The organism is Paenibacillus sp. JT31N17 (assembly GCF_056269255.1).
This window is the reverse complement of sequence record NZ_JBWDNP010000017.1, coordinates 90082-107500: the sequence shown is the minus strand read 5'-3', so window position 1 is coordinate 107500 and position 17419 is coordinate 90082. Positions and strand designations below refer to the sequence as shown.

11 protein-coding genes and 1 pseudogene are annotated in these 17419 nt (G+C 54.5%); 10 read left to right on the top strand and 2 right to left on the bottom strand.

Annotation, left to right across the window (positions count from 1 at the left end):
* Positions 1–5 precede the first annotated feature (5 nt).
* On the top strand, positions 6–485 hold the full coding sequence (locus AC0YOB_RS32600) for a cupin domain-containing protein (protein WP_475796333.1): 480 nt from the start codon (positions 6–8) through the stop codon (positions 483–485).
* 976 nt (positions 486–1461) lie between these two features.
* On the opposite strand, the pseudogene AC0YOB_RS32595 reads toward AC0YOB_RS32600, so the two are convergent.
* Positions 1462–2037: pseudogene (locus tag AC0YOB_RS32595) on the bottom strand (fibronectin type III domain-containing protein); the annotation flags it as partial.
* 448 nt (positions 2038–2485) lie between these two features.
* Entirely contained in the window at positions 2486–3031 is a 546-nt protein-coding gene (locus AC0YOB_RS32590) for a superoxide dismutase family protein (protein ID WP_475796332.1), read from the bottom strand.
* A 543-nt stretch (positions 3032–3574) separates the two neighbouring features.
* Here AC0YOB_RS32590 and AC0YOB_RS32585 point away from each other — a divergent pair.
* The 9 genes from AC0YOB_RS32585 to AC0YOB_RS32545 all read left to right on the top strand — a co-directional run bounded on the left by AC0YOB_RS32585 (position 3575) and on the right by AC0YOB_RS32545 (position 17396).
* Positions 3575–4693 (top strand): sensor histidine kinase, encoded by a 1119-nt coding sequence (locus AC0YOB_RS32585; protein ID WP_475796331.1) that lies wholly within the window; start codon positions 3575–3577, stop codon positions 4691–4693.
* Between the two features lie 377 nt (positions 4694–5070).
* A complete protein-coding gene (locus AC0YOB_RS32580; RefSeq protein ID WP_475796330.1) occupies positions 5071–6444 on the top strand; it encodes a diaminobutyrate--2-oxoglutarate transaminase in 1374 nt (457 codons plus the stop codon).
* A 15-nt stretch (positions 6445–6459) separates the two neighbouring features.
* Positions 6460–7893, top strand: a complete 1434-nt coding sequence (locus AC0YOB_RS32575) for an MDR family MFS transporter (protein WP_475796329.1) — start codon at positions 6460–6462, stop codon at positions 7891–7893.
* A 21-nt stretch (positions 7894–7914) separates the two neighbouring features.
* Positions 7915–9741 (top strand): IucA/IucC family protein, encoded by a 1827-nt coding sequence (locus tag AC0YOB_RS32570; protein WP_475796328.1) that lies wholly within the window; start codon positions 7915–7917, stop codon positions 9739–9741.
* Positions 9738–11609, top strand: coding sequence for an IucA/IucC family protein (locus AC0YOB_RS32565; RefSeq protein WP_475796327.1), 1872 nt, complete (start codon positions 9738–9740; stop codon positions 11607–11609). The genes AC0YOB_RS32570 and AC0YOB_RS32565 overlap by 4 nt, the downstream gene beginning before the upstream one ends.
* Positions 11603–12400, top strand: coding sequence for an HpcH/HpaI aldolase family protein (locus AC0YOB_RS32560; protein ID WP_475796326.1), 798 nt, complete (start codon positions 11603–11605; stop codon positions 12398–12400). Before AC0YOB_RS32565 ends, AC0YOB_RS32560 begins: the two co-directional genes overlap by 7 nt.
* Positions 12397–13635, top strand: a complete 1239-nt coding sequence (locus AC0YOB_RS32555; RefSeq protein ID WP_475796325.1) for a type III PLP-dependent enzyme — start codon at positions 12397–12399, stop codon at positions 13633–13635. The genes AC0YOB_RS32560 and AC0YOB_RS32555 overlap by 4 nt, the downstream gene beginning before the upstream one ends.
* Positions 13632–15722, top strand: coding sequence for an IucA/IucC family protein (locus AC0YOB_RS32550; RefSeq protein WP_475796324.1), 2091 nt, complete (start codon positions 13632–13634; stop codon positions 15720–15722). Before AC0YOB_RS32555 ends, AC0YOB_RS32550 begins: the two co-directional genes overlap by 4 nt.
* Positions 15723–15764: 42 nt before the next feature.
* Positions 15765–17396 (top strand): AraC family transcriptional regulator, encoded by a 1632-nt coding sequence (locus tag AC0YOB_RS32545; protein ID WP_475796323.1) that lies wholly within the window; start codon positions 15765–15767, stop codon positions 17394–17396.
* The last annotated feature ends 23 nt before the right edge of the window (positions 17397–17419 follow it).

The following is a 17419-nucleotide window of genomic DNA, read 5'->3' as shown; positions in this document are numbered from 1 at the left end:
GAGAGATGAAACAGACAAATGAAACCGTAACTGGAGCAGCCGTTACTTTTGCCAAGGATCTCAAATGGTTTGATACGATGCCCGGAGAGCAGATGACCATCCGTATCCACAGCAATCAAGTAGGCGGAAAGGTAACTGTAATTGAAGCGCGAGTGCCATCTTTAATTGGCCCACCAAAGCATATTCATAACGAGCGGGAAGAAATCTTCGAAATTCTTGAAGGTGTTTTCCGCTTTCAATGTGGAGATGAGGAATTCGAGGCTACGCCGGGGACAAGTGTCGTAGTTCCGCGTGGCGTTCCTCATGTTTGGGCTAATGTCGGTGCCGAAACGGGACGCATATTATTTACTTTCGCACCTGGCGGAATCGACGACTTCTTCTGCGAAATAAGCAAATATTCGCTTGAGGAAATTGTTCAGTTTGCAGCCGAAAATGACACATTAATAATCGGGCCACCGATGCTTCCCAGTCCCGTAAATGATTGAGAAATACGTACCCGGATACAGGCAGAGTCGACGGTGATGCGTAAATGAATCTGGAAAACTCTTTCTTGATCCGGCTGAGCAAGCTGGAAGAGGAGACCCGCTTTAAATTGCTGGAACGGAACTGGGAAGCGTGCAATTAACTGGCGAAGGGCAAAATTTCACGTCTGTCGCCATACAGAGCGTGCAGGATCTGGATGCCGCGGCAACATTCTTCATGCAATGCTTTTTGGAAGGCACCGGAATGGACTTAAGCCGTATATAATACAAGCATCGGCTGCCATCGGAAGCGAAGCCTTGCTGATTCGTGTGCGGGTTAATACGAGGAACTGGACTCACAACGGCATATTCGAAGAACTCATTCTATAGCGCAATGGGCTGCTGAATTTTCAGCAGCCCATTTATTTGATTGGAGAAAAAAATGAAGTTAAAAAATTCTTGAAGACAAGAAATCGTCTGATTGTGACACAATCCATATGGACATAGTCATATCAAGGGATTAGAACGGTTTATTGACAAAAACGCTTGAAATTGCATAAAGATGCGTTCATCCACTCGGACCACTTACATCAAATCCATGAGCCTCAAAGATTTCTCTTGGATTCTGTCCATCATGTACTGGTCTATGAATAACTGCTTAAATTCATCCGAATAGGTTATCGGTTTGTCGCCAATTCCGGCTTGCGGAATTTGTGACCGAGCCAATGGACGGGATCAGCGCAGCGGTGTCCGCAGATACGACGGACGCTTCGAATAAAGCCAGGCCAGGGTGATTTGCCATGCTCAGCCGGCTCGCCATATTGACATCGCATGTTTTGTAGTAGCCGACGGCCGGATCCGTGCCGAAATCATGATTGGAGCACATGACGGTATTCGTAAATGTACCGTAGACATAGCTGCCGTTGGCGCCGTAGCGGACTTCCTTCGTGCCTGTAAAGTTGCACGGATTGTTCTCGCCTGCGCAGTTGACCCAGTTGGCTGTTGCTGAGCCCGTGGTCATCACATTCAGCGTATTGCTCGCCGCCGACACATTTCCTGCCGCGTCTTTGGCTTTCACCATGAAGCTGTACGGCGTGCTCGCCGTCAAACCTGACACCGTGAAGGTCAATGCGCCGGTGGTGGAGCCGGCCAGCGTCCCGTCTTTATAAATGTCATAGCCGGTGACGCCGATATTGTCGGTCGATGCCGTCCAGGACAGGCTGACGCTCGTATTCGTTTTCGATGGCGAGGTCAGGCTTGCCGGCGCGGAAGGAGCTTGCGTATCTGCTGATGAATTCGTCGTCACATTCAGCGTATTGCTCGCTCCCGACAGATTGTTCGCGGCATCCTTGGCTTTGACGGTGAAGCTGTAAGCGGTGTTCGCCGTAAGGCCGGACACGGTGAAAGTCAGCGCGCCTGTCGTGGAACCGGCCAGCGTGCCGCCGTTATAGATGTTGTAGCCCGTTACGCCGACATTGTCGGTCGAGGCCGACCAGGACAGATTGACGCTTGTCGTGGTCTTCGAAGGCGATGTCAGACTAGCCGGAGCTGCAGGCGCCTGCGTGTCGCTGCTTCCGCTGCCCGCCATATTCACATCGCAGGTTTTATATTGTCCCGGTGCCGGATCGACGCCGAAGGCGTTGTTGGAGCACATGACAGTATTCGTATAAGTGCCGTAAACGTAGCTGCCTGGCGCGCCGTAGCGCACTTCTTTGGTGCCAGTGAAGCTGCACGGATTGTTTTCGCCTGCGCAGTTAACCCAGTTGGCGGCTGGACTGGTCGTTACGCTAACCGAATTGCTGGCGGCCGACAGGTTGTTCGACGCATCCTTTGCTTTTACGGTGAAGGTAAAGGCTGTGCTTGGCGCAAGCCCGGTGATCTGTCGACCGTATTCGAATATTTTACAGCTGGAATATTTCATTCCTTTGTTTGAGCAGCGCCGGAATCCCGGCTTCCCAAATAAGAACGGAAACAGCAAAAAAGCCAAATCCCCAAAAGGAAATTGGCTTCACATGCTGTATATGCTATTGGATAGGCCCGCAAGCAATCCGGTCGCCGGAATTGCCGGAAGGATCGGTCACATAGTCATCGGCTTTCTCGTGAATGATGATCGCTGTCCCGCCCGGTTTGCGCAGAGAGTTGGCTGCGTCCTTGGCCAGGGTAACGTTTTTGCTCTCCATATCGGCCTTAACCGTTCCATCTGCTCCAACTGTTATGTTCAGCAGGTCGCCGTCATGAAATCCTTTGGGATTATTAAATCCATGCTCCTTATTCCGCGGGTTCAGATGTGCGCCTGAGGAAGTGAAGTCCGGGGTCTCGCATTTTCCGGTTTCATGGAAGTGAATGCCATGGACGCCCGGCGGGAGATTCTTGGCTTCGATATGAAACAGGACTCCCTCGCCTTTCTGGGTAAGTATGGCGGTGCCGACGGCTTCTCCCTTGGTGTTGATCAATTGTACGGTCACTTTCGCTTCCATGTGATCTGCATTGGCCTCCGGGACAAGGATTACGGATCCGATCAGAAGGATGCCAAGCAAATTCATACAGACTGACACGATGATTTTTTTCATTGATTTTTGTCCTCCTGGATGCTGGTTTTTTTGAAAATATAAGAAAGTATAAAACTCCTCCATACTTTGCTTATATTTCTGAGGGAAGAAACTTGCTGCGCCACCGAATGACGGCGACAGCCGTTTCTTCTTGAAATATAAGAAAGTATAAAACGCCTCCATACTTTGCTTATATTTCTGAGGGAAGAAACTTGCTGCGCCACTGAATGACGAAGCCGTCAAAGAGATTGGCGCATGTCAAATTCTTCTTACGGATTAGCATTTCCTTTTACCTGGCAAACAAAACGTGGGAGCCCTGTTTTAAACTTTTAGCGTCATTAAGTTTCACGCCTTTATAGGACGATAAATTTTGGGGGGATGCTTGCTGTTCTGCCAATGGATGGCGACATTCCTTACTTTTTGTCGCAAAAGCTTGCCCATTGCGCTATTATTAATCTCTCTGAAAATAAACTGTAATATTATACAATATCTGGGTGACTCGTAGTTATGCAGTCTGATATACTGAAAAAAAAGGTGATTATACGGGCGGGAGAAGGGTTTATCATGAGTTTTGAGAAGGAGTTAACCTATCTCTTCGAGCAAAAGGAAAAATTATTTTCCAACTGGTTCGGCTCCATCCACGAGAATTGTCCGGATTTTTATTCTTTTTCCGATCTGAATACGCAGGTGAATTTATTTTTTCAATTCAGTACGGAGCTTGAGCATCCTATTGAAAACCATGCTTTATTCGATACGATCCCGGAGTGGTGCAGGAAATCCATTCACGAGGACCTTCCCATTTCCCATGTTCTGATCAGCTCCCACTGCTGGAGAAACGCGATTATCAAAATTTTATATACTTATGACGGTTCCAATGCTGCATTGGAGCTTATTATTTTGCTGCTGACCAGACAGGATGCCTTCGATAAGAAAGTAAGTGAAGAGTTCTGGCAGCTTTCCAAGAAAATCATCACGGACAAGGATGCCAAGATCAACGAAATTCATGAGGACCGGATTCAGCTGATCGGGAAGATGGCATCCAGCATGGCTCATGAAATAAGAAACCCTTTGACAGCTATCCGGGGGTTCCTGAAATTAATCCGGTCGAATATCTCGACGGAAATATCGAATAAAATAGGTCACTATATCGGCATTATCGAAAATGAATTTGAATCGATAAATATGCAAATTACAGGCTTCTTAAGCTTCTCAAGAAATCGCAAAATCGAAGAAGAGATGATGGACTTCCCCGTGTCCGCGGTAGTGGCAACAACCCTTTCTTTATTAAATCCCCGAATCATCAGTGAAGATATCAGCTTCACCACCACGTATGAGAATGACTTCATCTTCAACGTTCAGAAAACGGCCATCCAGCAGGTATTATCGAATATTATCAATAACGCGATCGATGCACTTTTTTCGATCGAGCAGGGCAAAGAAATAAGTATCGTATGCAGTGAGGATGCTGATCATTTTTATATGATTATCTGGAATAATGGTCCTGAAATACCGGAGAAAATGAAAAGTGAAATGTTCCTGCCCTTTGTAACGAATAAAGAATACGGGACAGGTCTTGGCCTGGCCATCTGCAAAGAAATCATGCTTCGCAACAACGGGGACATTATGTTCAGTTCAACGGAATTTGAGACAACATTCACCTTGTCCTTCCAAAAACCGCTATAGCCTCATCACAACCAAATGACAGAATAACGGCCAAAGCTGATTTCGTATCAGCTTTATTTTTGCGTTCAGGGCGGGGTAATTTTAATGGTCCCCGTATTCTCCCAACTGCCTGAAACGCGGGGCTTTAGAAATAAATCGGGCCTTCTATAGTCTGCTATTGTCCAAATAGAGGTCTTAAATGTCCATGGCTAATGGAGATTTATCCCATATAATAGGTAATGAGAATGAATCTCAATTGAAAGAAGAAATCAGGATAAATCAATTCCGGAGGGGAGTCGTGGCAAAACCATATTGATAATGATAATCAATATCAAAATTTACAGCTGCTGAAGCTTTGCGCCAAATTCTAAGAATCATACAAATTGGAAGGAGAGATTATGATGGTTGAAGCATCCGTTATGGAACAATCGAAAAACAAGATGTATCTGGAAAGTCAGGAGGCCCGCGAATCCAGCGCCCGGTCCTATCCCCGGAGGCTTCCGATTGCCATTCTTGAAGCGGAGGGCATCCACATCAAGGATATGGACGGCAAAATCTATTACGATTGCCTTGCCGGAGCCGGGACGCTGGCGCTTGGCCACAATCACCCGGTCGTCATCGAGGCGATCAGACAGCTGATCGACAACAAGAGGCCGCTTCATACACTGGATCTGACGACGCCGCTGAAGGAGCATTTTGTGGACGAGCTGTTTGCCAGCCTGCCGGAGGAATTCGCCCGGTCCGCGCGCATCCAGTTCTGCGGACCGACCGGCGGGGATGCCATTGAAGCGGCAATAAAGCTGGTGAAGACCGCAACCGGGAGACGAAGCATCCTGTCCTTCCAGGGCGGATACCATGGTTCGACGCATGCGACCATGAGCCTGAGCGGCACGCCGGGACAGAAGGAGAAGGTGCAGGGCCTGATGCCGGATGTTCATTTTCTGCCGTATCCCTATGCCTACCGGTGCCCGTTCGGGGCCGGCGGCGATCAGACCCATCTGCTCAGCAGCCGCTACATCGAGAATTTGCTGAACGATCCGGAAAGCGGGATATTGCCTCCATGCGCGATGATTTTTGAAGTGGTGCAGGGAGAAGGAGGCTCGATCCCGGCGCCGGTCGAATGGATCCGTGAGATGCGCCGGATTACCAGGGAGCATAATATTCCGCTTATTATAGACGAGGTGCAGACCGGAATCGGGAGAACGGGAAAGCTGTTTGCTTTTGAACACGCGGGCATCATTCCGGATGTGCTGGTCCTCTCCAAAGCGATTGGCGGAAGCCTGCCGTTGTCGGTGATGATTTACAATGATCAGCTGGATGTATGGAAGCCGGGGGCACATATCGGAACCTTCCGGGGCAACCAGATGGCCATGGCGGCAGGGCTGGCTACGCTGAAGTATGTCAAGGAAAACGACATACCGGCCAAAGCGGAAGAACGGGGCAAGCAGCTGATGAGCCGGCTGAACGGGCTGAAGGAGAAGGCCGCCTGTATCGGCGATGTCCGCGGAAGAGGATTGATGGTCGGCGTGGAAGTGGTCAACGAGAACGGCGGGCTGGACCAGCTGGGCCATTATCCGGCCTATCCGAAGCTGGCAAGCCGCATTCAGCAGGAATGCCTCAAGCGGGGCCTGATCCTGGAGGTGGGAGGCAGGCATTCCTCGGTTATGCGTTTCCTGCCGCCGCTGATCGTAACGGAGGAGCAGATCGACGACATTACCCGCATCTTCGGGGAAGCCGTTCTGGAAGCCTCTGCGGCTCTCTCTTTGGAATGAGCGGGAGCGGATAGAATGGGAATCAGCCTGAAATCTGAACAGGGGAAGGTTCTGCTCGCTGTTCTGCTTGGAACCTTCACGGTTATTCTGAACAACAGCTCTCTGAATCCGGCGATACCCGAATTTATGGAGGTTTTCCATATTAATGCCGTATCAGCCAGCTGGATTATTACGATCTTCCTCCTCGCCATGGGCATCACGATGCCGCTCACGGGCTATCTGGGAGACCGGTTCGGCAAAAAAAGAATCTATCTGCTGGGTCTGGGTTTATTCGTGGCCGGCTCGTTGCTGGGGGCAGTATCCTGGGGACTTCTTCCCGTCATTATATCCCGGGGGATGCAGGGGATAGCGGGCGGGCTGATGATCCCCTTGTCGCTCGCGATGATTTTCGAGGCTTCCCCCAAAGAGGAACGGGGCAGGGTGACGGGTGTCTGGGGCATCGCCGTTATGGTCGCTCCGGTGATAGGACCGACAGTCGGCGGAATAGCGCTTGGATTTGGCAGCTGGCCGTGGCTTTTTCTGATGAATGTGCCGACGGGCCTGCTTGGCCTGCTGCTGGGGATGCGTTATTTGAAGCAAAAGCCGCCTGACCCGTCGCGCATGTTCGACCGGCTCGGCTTTGCCGCCGTCACTCTGGGCGTAGGCGCCATCCTGCTGGCGCTTGGGAGGATTTCCGATCTGGCGGATTTGACCGCTCCTTTCCAGCTGGCACTGCTGGCTGCCGGAGTGTGCCTGCTGATCCTGTTTGTCCGCATCGAGCTCAGCCAGCAGCAGCCGCTCTTGAATATACGGATATTCAAGGTGCCGATGTACAGCCTCAGCGTGATTGTGGCATGCGTCCAGGCGCTCGCCATGTTCGCAGGCATTTTCCTGATTCCCCTGCTTGTGCAAAATGTGTACGGGTATGACTCCATTATGACCGGTCTTGTTTTTCTGCCGTCGGCGATTACGACCGGCCTGTTCGTCAACGTCGGAGGCAAACGGCTCGACCTCAAGGGGCCAAGAGGCATTGCGCTCGCAGGCCTCGCGACAACATGCGTCGCGACGGCGATGCTCGGGATGCTGAAGCTGAGCTCACCGATTTGGGTGGTGTTTGTGCTCATGCTGCTGCGGGGCGTGGGGCTGGGCTTGTCCAATATGCCAATCACGACGGCAGGTCTGAGCGCGATTCCGGATCATCTGGTATCGCAGGGCTCTGCGATCAATAATGTGTCGAGAAGAATGGTATCTTCACTCGGGATCGTGCTGGTATCGATCTATTACGAGGTGCGCAAGGCGCAGCTGCTGACCAGCGGCTATTCACCCGCGGAAGGCACGCTGCAGGCGATTAACGAGGGATTTATTGCGCTCAGCATTCTTGTTTTTCTGACCCTGCCGGCCGCCTTCTTCATGAGAAAGCCTGCCGCTGCTAAGGAGAAGCACTCTGCCGTATCCACAACGAAAACCTGACAGGAAGGGAGAGCACCAATAATGCCGCAACACTCAACACTTGCCTCAGCTGCCGCATCCGGTGCCGCATCCGCCTCATCGGTCAGCGAGGAGCTGGCGGAACGGACGGCGGTACGCGTGCTGCTGAACAGCTATTTGAGGGAAACCGGCGCCTATGATCCGCGGATAGCGGAACCGGTGCCGGAACAGCAGGGCAGCAGACAGGACGTCGAAGAGATGATCATAAGACTCCCCGTATTGGGGAAGGGAATCAGGGGCTATTTGACATACTTCTCCGTCATGGGGCAGCATGTCTACGGCTCGTCTTTCTATGAGATGCACGGGGATCGTACATCCAGAAGCCTCGATGCCAAAAGCCTGATCGCCTTATTGCTGGACGAAATGAGCCGTGATGCCTCAGGGCCGGAGCGCGGACAGATGAAGGCGCGGATCGATAACAGCATTCACAAAATGACAATCTATATCGAATATGCGATGAAGCATACGCCAGCCGAGCAGACAGCGGGAGCAAAATGGGATTTCATCCGCTCCGAGCAGTCGCTGCTGCTGGGCCATCCCTTCCATCCTTTCCCGAAAAGCTCGGAAGGCTTCGGAGATGATGAGCTTCTGTATTTCAGCCCTGAGATGGGCGCTTCCTTCCAGCTGAACTATATAGCACTGCGCTGCGATTATGTTCAGGAGCAGCGGCTTGCCGGAGAAGAGGAGATGGTGGACCCGGCGGTGAATCTTCATGCCAGGCAGTGGCTGGGCGCTGAATGGGACAGGTACAGGCTGCTGCCCATGCATCCCTGGCAGGCCAAATATTTGCTCCGGCAGCCGTTTGCGGAGCAATTGATGCAGCGGGGAGATTTGATTGATTTTGGCGTGCTGGGCCCTGCTGTATATCCGACTTCATCGGTAAGAACAGTATGGGATAAGAACAGCGGCAGAGGCTTCAAGCTGCCTCTTCATGTCCGGATTACCAATCTGGTCCGGGACAATACACAGGAGCAGTGCATGCGGACGATGGACGCTGCGCGGGTGATTCGTTTTATCCGCGGGAGGATAGAGTCGGACGGCTTCAAGGTGCTGACGGAAACCGGATACAGCAGCGTGCTGCTCGATGAGTCCCTGTTCGAACAATCGGAGCAGGGAGCCGCGATGCGCGCGCAAGCGGAAGCGGGCTTCAACGTCCTCTACCGCCCGATGGAGCTCCAGCAGTCGCATACCTATGTTATGGCAGCGCTGCTTGAGACCTGTCCCGGCGAAGCCGAGCCCATGCTGATCGCCGCCATCCGGCAGACCGCGCATGGACAGCTGCCCGATCTGGGGTTATGGCTGGAAGCCTGCTTGCGCATATCGATGCTGCCGCTGCTCCGGCTGCTTGCGGATGAGGGCATCAGCTTTGAGGCGCATTTGCAAAATTCGCTGCTTGCGATAGTGGACGGGATGCCGGCCTGCTATTACGTGCGGGATCTCGAAGGCGTGAGCATTCACCGCGCCAAGGCAGCGGAGGCAGGGTGGATCGGGACGCTTATCCCGGAGGACAGTCCTGTGCTGTATGAACAATCCGAGGCCTGGATGAGAACCAAATATTATTATTTCGTGAATCATCTTGGCTCGCTTATTCATACCCTTGCCGCTTACGGGCAGGCCGATGAAGGTCGTTATTGGGGAATTGTGCAGGAGCTGCTGCAGCAGGAGAAGCAGACGGCAAGCCGGGAACTGCTGTACTATCTGAACGATCTGCTGCTCAGTTCCCATCTGCCGGCCAAAGCTAATTTTACGAGCTGTTTCAAGTCCAGGGGAGAACGCCCCCTGTTTGTCCCGATACCGAATCCAATGAATATAAGCGGGGTGCAGGCATGATAACAACCGAAACGATAGATAAATTGCATGGTGCAGCGGGGGGAGATCTGGTTCGGGCATTGGGCTCCGGGCACCTGCTTCATGTCGAGCAGCGGATAATCCGCCAATTGATCCAGGCTCTGATCTATGAAGAGATTGTGATCTATGAGGAAATTGTGGCCAGCGACAGCAGCGGCCTGCCCGCAGAAGGCAGCCGGAGCGTGTTCAGGCTTCCGGGCAGAACAGAGGAAGGCGAAGCTGTGACGTATGAAGCGCATGGCCGGCGCATGGCCAGCTTCGGGCGGGTCCGGCTGGACGGCGTTCCGGTAAGACGGGTGCCGGGGGAAGGTGCAGCCATGAATGCGCAGCTCGGCCTCTTCGTCACCGAGGTGCTTGCGCAGGTTCAGCAGGGGGAGCGGCTGGAGCGTTTCATGGAAGAGCTTGTGCAAACGCTGCTTAAGGATGTGCAGGCCCAGGCCTTTGAACCGGTCATGAAGCTGGAGGGGGAGCAGCGAAGCTATGACGAGCTGGAGGGAAACATCAAGGACGGCCATCCCTATCATCCCTGCTACAAATCCAGAATCGGCTTCACGCTAGGCGATAATGCCGCTTATGGCCCTGAATTCAAGAGGCTGCACAGACCCGTCTGGATTGCCGTCGACCGCAGCAGCAGCCGCATGGCCCATTCGGAGGGCATCGGCTATGGAGAATATATCGGGCAGGAACTGGGCCGCGAGCAATATGCCCTTTTTGGCTCCATAATTGCCGGTCAAGGAAGACAGGCGGAGGATTATTACTTTATGCCCGTCCACCCCTGGCAGTGGGCGAATATCGTTATCCCGCAGTTTCACAGGGCGCTCGCCGGGCAGGAGATCATCATGCTGGGGGAAAGCAGCGACCTCTACCGTCCGCAGCAGTCGATCCGGACGCTCGCCAACTTTACTTCCAGGAGCAGAGCCTATCTCAAGCTGTCGCTGAGCATTACCAACACGTCCACCAGCCGCATCATGGCAGGCCATACTGTGCTGAATGGTCCGCTTATTACCGATTGGCTGCACGGCCTGATTCAGAACGACGCTTATGCCGGACAGCTGAATTTCGTTATTTTGCGGGAAGTGCTGGGCGTCACCTACGATTATGGGCGGCTGCCCGGGCATAACCGGAACAAGGCTTACGGCACGCTTGGCGCAGTATGGAGAGAAAGCCTCCATCATTATCTGCAAAAGGATGAGGATGGCATTCCTTTCAACGGGCTGTGCCATGTGGAGCCGTCCGGCGTGCCGTTGATCGATCCCTGGATCCGGGCCTACGGCGTGGAGAACTGGACGGAGCAGATGCTCCGGGCTGCCGTTTCTCCGATCATTCATATGCTCTATGCACATGGCATCGGCATGGAATCGCATGGACAGAATATCATTCTTCTCCATAAACAGGGGCTGCCGCAGCGCGTGGCGCTGAAGGATTTTCACGATGGCGTCCGGTTCTCGGTCTCGCATCTGACTGAGCCGGAGCGTTGTCCCGATCTGAACCCGGAGCCGGCGAGCCATGCTTTGGTCAATCCCAATTCCTTCATTAAGACCACCAGCCCTGCGGATGTCAGGGATTTCTCCTACGATGCTTTCTTCTTCATCTGCTTGTCGGAGCTGGCGATGTTTCTGGAGGAGCACTATCAGCTGGGGGAGGACCGCTTCTGGGCCGCAACGGCAAAAATCATTGTCGACTATCAGCAAAAGCATCCGCAGCATAAGGAGAGATACCGCTTGTTCGACCTATTCGAAGAAACGGTGCAGATCGAGGAGCTGACCAAAAGACGGCTGTTCGGCGATGGGGAATTCCGGTTCAGAGCGGGCCGCAACCCGCTTTACCCGTTCAGGCCGTCCTCATGCTGAGGTCCAACCGGTTAAAGGCCAAATTGCGCGCGGGTGAACAGGCATTCGGGCTGTTCGCTTCCATTCCGGCTCCGGTTGCGGTGGAGATGATCGGCTATGCCGGATTTGATTTTGTCATTATCGATATGGAGCATGTCATGGTCAATCCGGAGACGCTGGAAAATATGATACGGGCTGCGGAATCGGCCGGAATTACCGCATTGGTGCGCGTTCCCGAGGTGCACCCGAAGCTGATTCTGCAGGTGCTGGACAGCGGAGCGCAGGGAATTGTCGTGCCGCATATGGAGAGCGCCGGACAGGCGGAGCGGCTCGTTCGGGCCGCCAAATACTGCCCCGAAGGCAGCCGCAGCATGAACAGCGGCAGACCCGGCATGTTCGGCAAGGTTGATCTCGTCGATTATATGCGCCGCGCGAACGGGGAGATTATGCTTGTTCCCATGATTGAAAGCCGTGAGGGCGTTGAGCGCGCAGCCGAAATTCTGGCTGTTCCCGGCATCGATATGGTGCTGGAGGGTGCGGCCGATCTGTCGCAATCCCTCGGCGTTCCCTGGCAGACCGGCGCCCGGGAAGTGAGAGAAGGGCTGAACCGGATTTTGCGTGCTGCCCGGGATCAGGGCGTTGCCTACTGCGCCATTCCCCGGGCTGAGGAGGATTACGAGTATTGGCTGGATAGAGGAGCATCGGCGTTTGTATTGGGGGATGAGCGGGGCATTGCTTTCCGGGCGCTGCAATCAAGGCTGAACGGGGTCAAAGCCAGCAGCAACCCGATTGGACAGGGGGAGAAATCATGAGCAATGCGGTATTGGACAGCGGGGTGGAAGCCGGCCTCAGAGAGCTGATTCATGGGGGGAGCGGTCCTGTATGCTCCTTTATCTACGATTTGAACGCGCTGCGCCGGCATGTGCAGGGAATAGTCCGGGATATTCCGCAGCAGGAGGCCAGCTTGTTTTATGCCATTAAAGCCAATCCCGACCGCCGGATTCTGGAATGCCTGGCGCCTGTGGTGAACGGCTTCGAGGCGGCCTCGATCGGCGAAGTCCGCATGATCCGCGAGGTTTCCGCGGATATTCCGGTGCTGTTCGGCGGGCCGGGGAAGAAGGACGCGGAGCTTGAGGAGGCATTGGAGCTCGGCGTAATGCTGATCCATGCGGAAAGCCTGCATGAGCTGCGCCGGATTGCCTGGATTGCGGAGCGGAGGGGGCAGACGGTGTCGGTGCTGCTGCGGATCAATCTGCATGAGGAGGTTCCGCTGGCGACCGTGACGATGGCCGGCCGCGCCACGCAGTTCGGCATGGACGAAGCGCAGGTGCCTGAAGCGATCGCGCTGCTGGGGACGCTGCCGCATGTGAAGCTGGAAGGCTTCCATATGCATTCGATATCCAATAACCTGGATGCGGTGCTGCATGCAAGGCTCGTTGCCACCTATTTGCAGCGGGTCAAGGGCTGGATCGCGCAGTTTGGGCTGTCAATCAAGTATGTCAATGCTGGCGGCGGCTTCGGGGTTTCCTATACCGAGCCCTTCCGCCATTTTGCATGGGAGACGTTCATGAGCGAGCTTCGGGTGGTGCTGGACGCACACCGCATTCCGGGCGTCCGGCTGCTGTTCGAGCCCGGCCGTTATATGGTTGCGGAATGCGGTTATTATGCGGCCGAGGTTATTGATTTGAAAACCAGCCATGGCAGGCATTATGGCATAATCCGGGGCGGAACCCACCATTTCCGGCTGCCGGCGTCCTGGAAGCATAATCATCCCTTTAAAGTAGTTCCGGTGGAACGCTGGGATTATCCTTTTTCAAGGCCTGAGCTGGTGCGAAGCGGGGTAACGATTGCCGGGGAGCTGTGTACGCCCAAGGATATTCTTGCCGGGGATGTTCCGGTGGAGCGGTTGCGGATCGGGGATGTCCTGCTGTTCACGATTGCCGGAGCGTATGGCTGGACGATCTCGCATCATGATTTTCTCAGCCACCCCCATCCCGGGAGGCTGTATCTCGACAATGAATATGAAGGGGGAAAGATAAGCGAATGAAATCGACAAGCACAGAGGAGAAGGCATTGGATACAGACGTCAAGGAGGCAAATGACGCCGAGGAGCAGGTAATGACCGATCTGATCAACAGTCTGCTGGCGGAAGGCTTCTGGGATCAAGCGGACGCGGAGGTGCTCTCCCGCAGGCAGTGGGAGGCGGTCGCCGGGAAGGATTCCGCATTATTCGTCCTGCCCGGGTCCGAAAACGTCGGAAACGCCGGGTACATCGGGACCGCCGAAAATACCGGGACTGCCTTGCACACTGGGCGCGGCGGGAGTGTCTGGAGCGCCGGGATGCCGGCGGCAACAGCGCAGGCGGGACCGGATGATCCGCTGATGTACCGCTGGTGGACCGGCAGAGAAAAGGGCGAATATGTCTGCTTTCCGATCCGGGCCGCAGTCGTTCAGCCCTACCGTTATGTCAAAACGGGCGGCGTGTACCGGATTGGGCTGAATGCGGATGGTTCCGGAGCAGCTATAGAGCTCCTGAAGCCCGTTCGGCTGATGGAGCTGGTCGTAAGGCTGTGCCTGGAGAAGGACAAGCGGGAGCAGGCAGGCGTGGGCCGTTTTCTGCAGCTGCTTGAGGTAACCGTCCGCCAGCTCTCATGGTCCCTGGGCAGCAGCATTCCGGGGCAGGATCTGCTGAGCCTGCCCCCGGCGGCCTTCTTCCAGCAGCTGGAGCGGTATGCTTCGCTGCGGGACAGGCCGTTCCATCCTGTGGCCAAAGCCAAGACGGGCCTTGCTCAGGAGGATTACCGCAGGTATATCGCGGAATTCGGCGGGGATATCCCCATGCGCTGGGTCGCCGTAAGGCGGGAGTGCATCGTGGCCGGTTCGGGTGCCGCGGCCGATGATCCCGCGGCCGCTCCCGCAGAGCTGCTGCTCTCAGAGGCGGAACGCGGACTTGTATACCGGGAAATGGCCCAAAGGGGGCTGCCGCCGGAGAGCTTTATCGCCCTTCCCGTTCATCCCTGGCAAATGAACATCCTTCCGCAGCAGCTTTCGCCGGCATTCGAAACGGGCAGCTGTATCCCGCTGGATGCGGAAGCGGGCATATTCCAGGCGACCTCCTCTGTCAGGTCGCTTGCGCCGAAGGACGGAGGCCATCACTATGTGAAACTCCCGCTCAGCGTGTTTTCATTGGGCGCTTCCCGCTATCTTCCGGCCGTCAAGCTGATGAACGGAGAGCGGGGACAGGGGCTGCTGGCGCAGGCGAAGGAGCGCGACGATGTGCTGGGGAAACGGCTGTTCCTGTGCGAGGAGACCAAGTGGTGGGGGTATATGCCCCAAGGCGGAAGTCTGTTCGACGATCCCCCGCGGCATCTGGGGGCCATGATCCGGACCTATCCGCCGGAGCTTGCCGCCGATTCCGGAGTGCGTCTGGTGCCGATGTCCGCGCTGGCGGCACGGATGACTGGCGCTGACCGGCATTTCTTCGATGTCTGGATGAAGGTCCGCGGCCTGGAGGCCAATGAGGCTTCCGTCAGAAAGCTGTTCGGCGAAGTATGCGATGCCTTCTTCGATATCAATTTGCGCTTGTACCGGATCGGCTTGCTTCCGGAGATCCATGGGCAGAACAGTGTCCTGGTCTGGAAGGACGGGAGAATCGAAGGGATGCTGCTCCGCGATCACGACTCCGTCCGTCTTCATCTGCCGTGGCTTGCGGCGCAGGGTATTGGCGATCCGGAATACCGGATCAGACCGGGATACTCCAACAGCCTGTATAACGAAACGCCGGAGAAGCTGCTGTTTTACATGCAGACATTGGGCATCCAGGTCAATTTGTATTCCATTATCGATATGCTGACCGCCATCTACTCCGTGGAAGAGAGAGCATTGTGGCATACGCTGCAGGAGAGTCTGAAAGCAGCCATGCGGTCTCTCCCGTTCCAGGAGGAGGTCCGCTCACAAATGGAAGAGATTTTATTTGCCCGCCACGAATGGCCGCTCAAGCTAATCGTGAAGCCGCTGCTGGAACAGGAGGGCGTTCCCGGCAGCATGCCTTCGGGGAAAGGAATTGTGCAAAATCCTTTTCATCATCTGGATAAATCGGCACCTCTTCTATATAATGAGAATAATTCTCGTTAAATTGAGAATTATTCTCATTTGGTGGAGTGTGAGGCTTAAATCATGAAAAAGGATCACGACCGTTTCGAATTGTTCGCCTCCTATTTATACAAGCTGGAAGAGATAGAGCATGTCAGTGCGGGGCAATCTTTTTTTCAGCGTGAAGCCTCGATGCATACCCTGCTGCTGTTCAAGGAAGCAGCCGGGGAGATTATCGTCGACGGTCAAATCTGCGCTTTGCACCGGCAGAAGGTATTTCTTGCGGCTCCCGGAGCAAGCCTGAAGCTGGTCGTCGACCCGGGGCGGAGCACGGATTATTATCAAATACGGTTTCGCGCGGTGCAGGCTGCGGAGAATCGTTTCGTGCCTGTGGCGCTGGACGGTCCGATTGAGCTGGCTATTGCTATTTTTGAATTTCTGTCCGATAAGGCCGGGGAGATAGAGCGCAAGCTGCGCAGCAAGGATTCCTGGGACCGGATGAAGGCCAACATCCTCTTCCAGGAAATGATCTGCGTCTTGTTCAAGGATACGCTGCGCGAGCAAAGCCCTAGCCCGAACCAGACATTGGACCTGACGCTCGATTATATGGAACAGCATTACCATGAGGGGATTACCCGCAATAAACTCGCGGTTATGGCCGGGATGAGCGCGGATTATTATTCGCGCGCGTTCAAGAAGAAGGTCGGCAAAAGTCCGATGGAATATCTCACGGACATCCGTATCAATCAGGCGAAGCAGTCGCTGGTGCTTTCCCGCGATTCCTTCCGGACGATTGCCCACAGCGTCGGCTTCAGCGATGAATTTTATTTCAGCCGCAAATTCAAAGCGGCGACGGGACGCTCGCCCTCCGCGTATGTGAACAAGATCAAATATTCGGAGAAAATAGCCTCGCTGAAGCATTTATTGACAGGCCACCTCGTGGCGCTCGGCATTGAGCCCTACGCCGCTGTGATCAATAACGGATATCCCGTGACGACCCAGTTCCGCAATACGATCGCTATTGGCGGCTATAAGCCGGATCTGGAGAAGCTGATGACAGCCCAGCCGGATTTGATCGTTACCTGCGAATTCCGGGATTTTGAGAAATCGCAAAAAGAGAAAATGTTTGACCAGATCGCTCCGACTATCACCCTGCCGTTCTTCCAGGACTGGCGGATCCATTTTCAATCAGTCGCAAGAATTGTGGGCAAGGAGAAGGAAGCGGAGGAGTGGCTGGAGCGCTACGATTACAAGGCCGAGAGAACCCGCAAGCAGGTGAGCCGCAAAGTCGGCGACGAAACGATGCTGATCGTCGGTGTCGGGGAGGATTCCCTCTGCATTTACGGCCAGCGCAATCTGGGCACGGTGCTGTATGGGGATTTGCAGTTGAATATGCCCAAGGGCGTAGCCGAGATCAGGCACTACAGGGAAATAACTCCGGAGGAGCTTGCGGGATATGACGCGGATCGGATTCTGTTGACCAGCCATAAGCATGACGGCACCCGGAAAATGGATGAGGCGATCCGCCGGCAGGCAGAGGCGCTGTTTGCCAGCAGGCGCTGGAAGGAGCTCAAAGCAGTGCGCGGCGGGAAGGTTTATGATATTTACAACACCAGGCATCTCTACACCTGCTATACGTCGCTGTCCCATGATTTGCTGCTGGATAAGACCAGTCAGCTGATCGGTTCCGATTCGTCCAGTCCGGTGAGATTATGACGGCGAACACGGTGAGGGAGTTA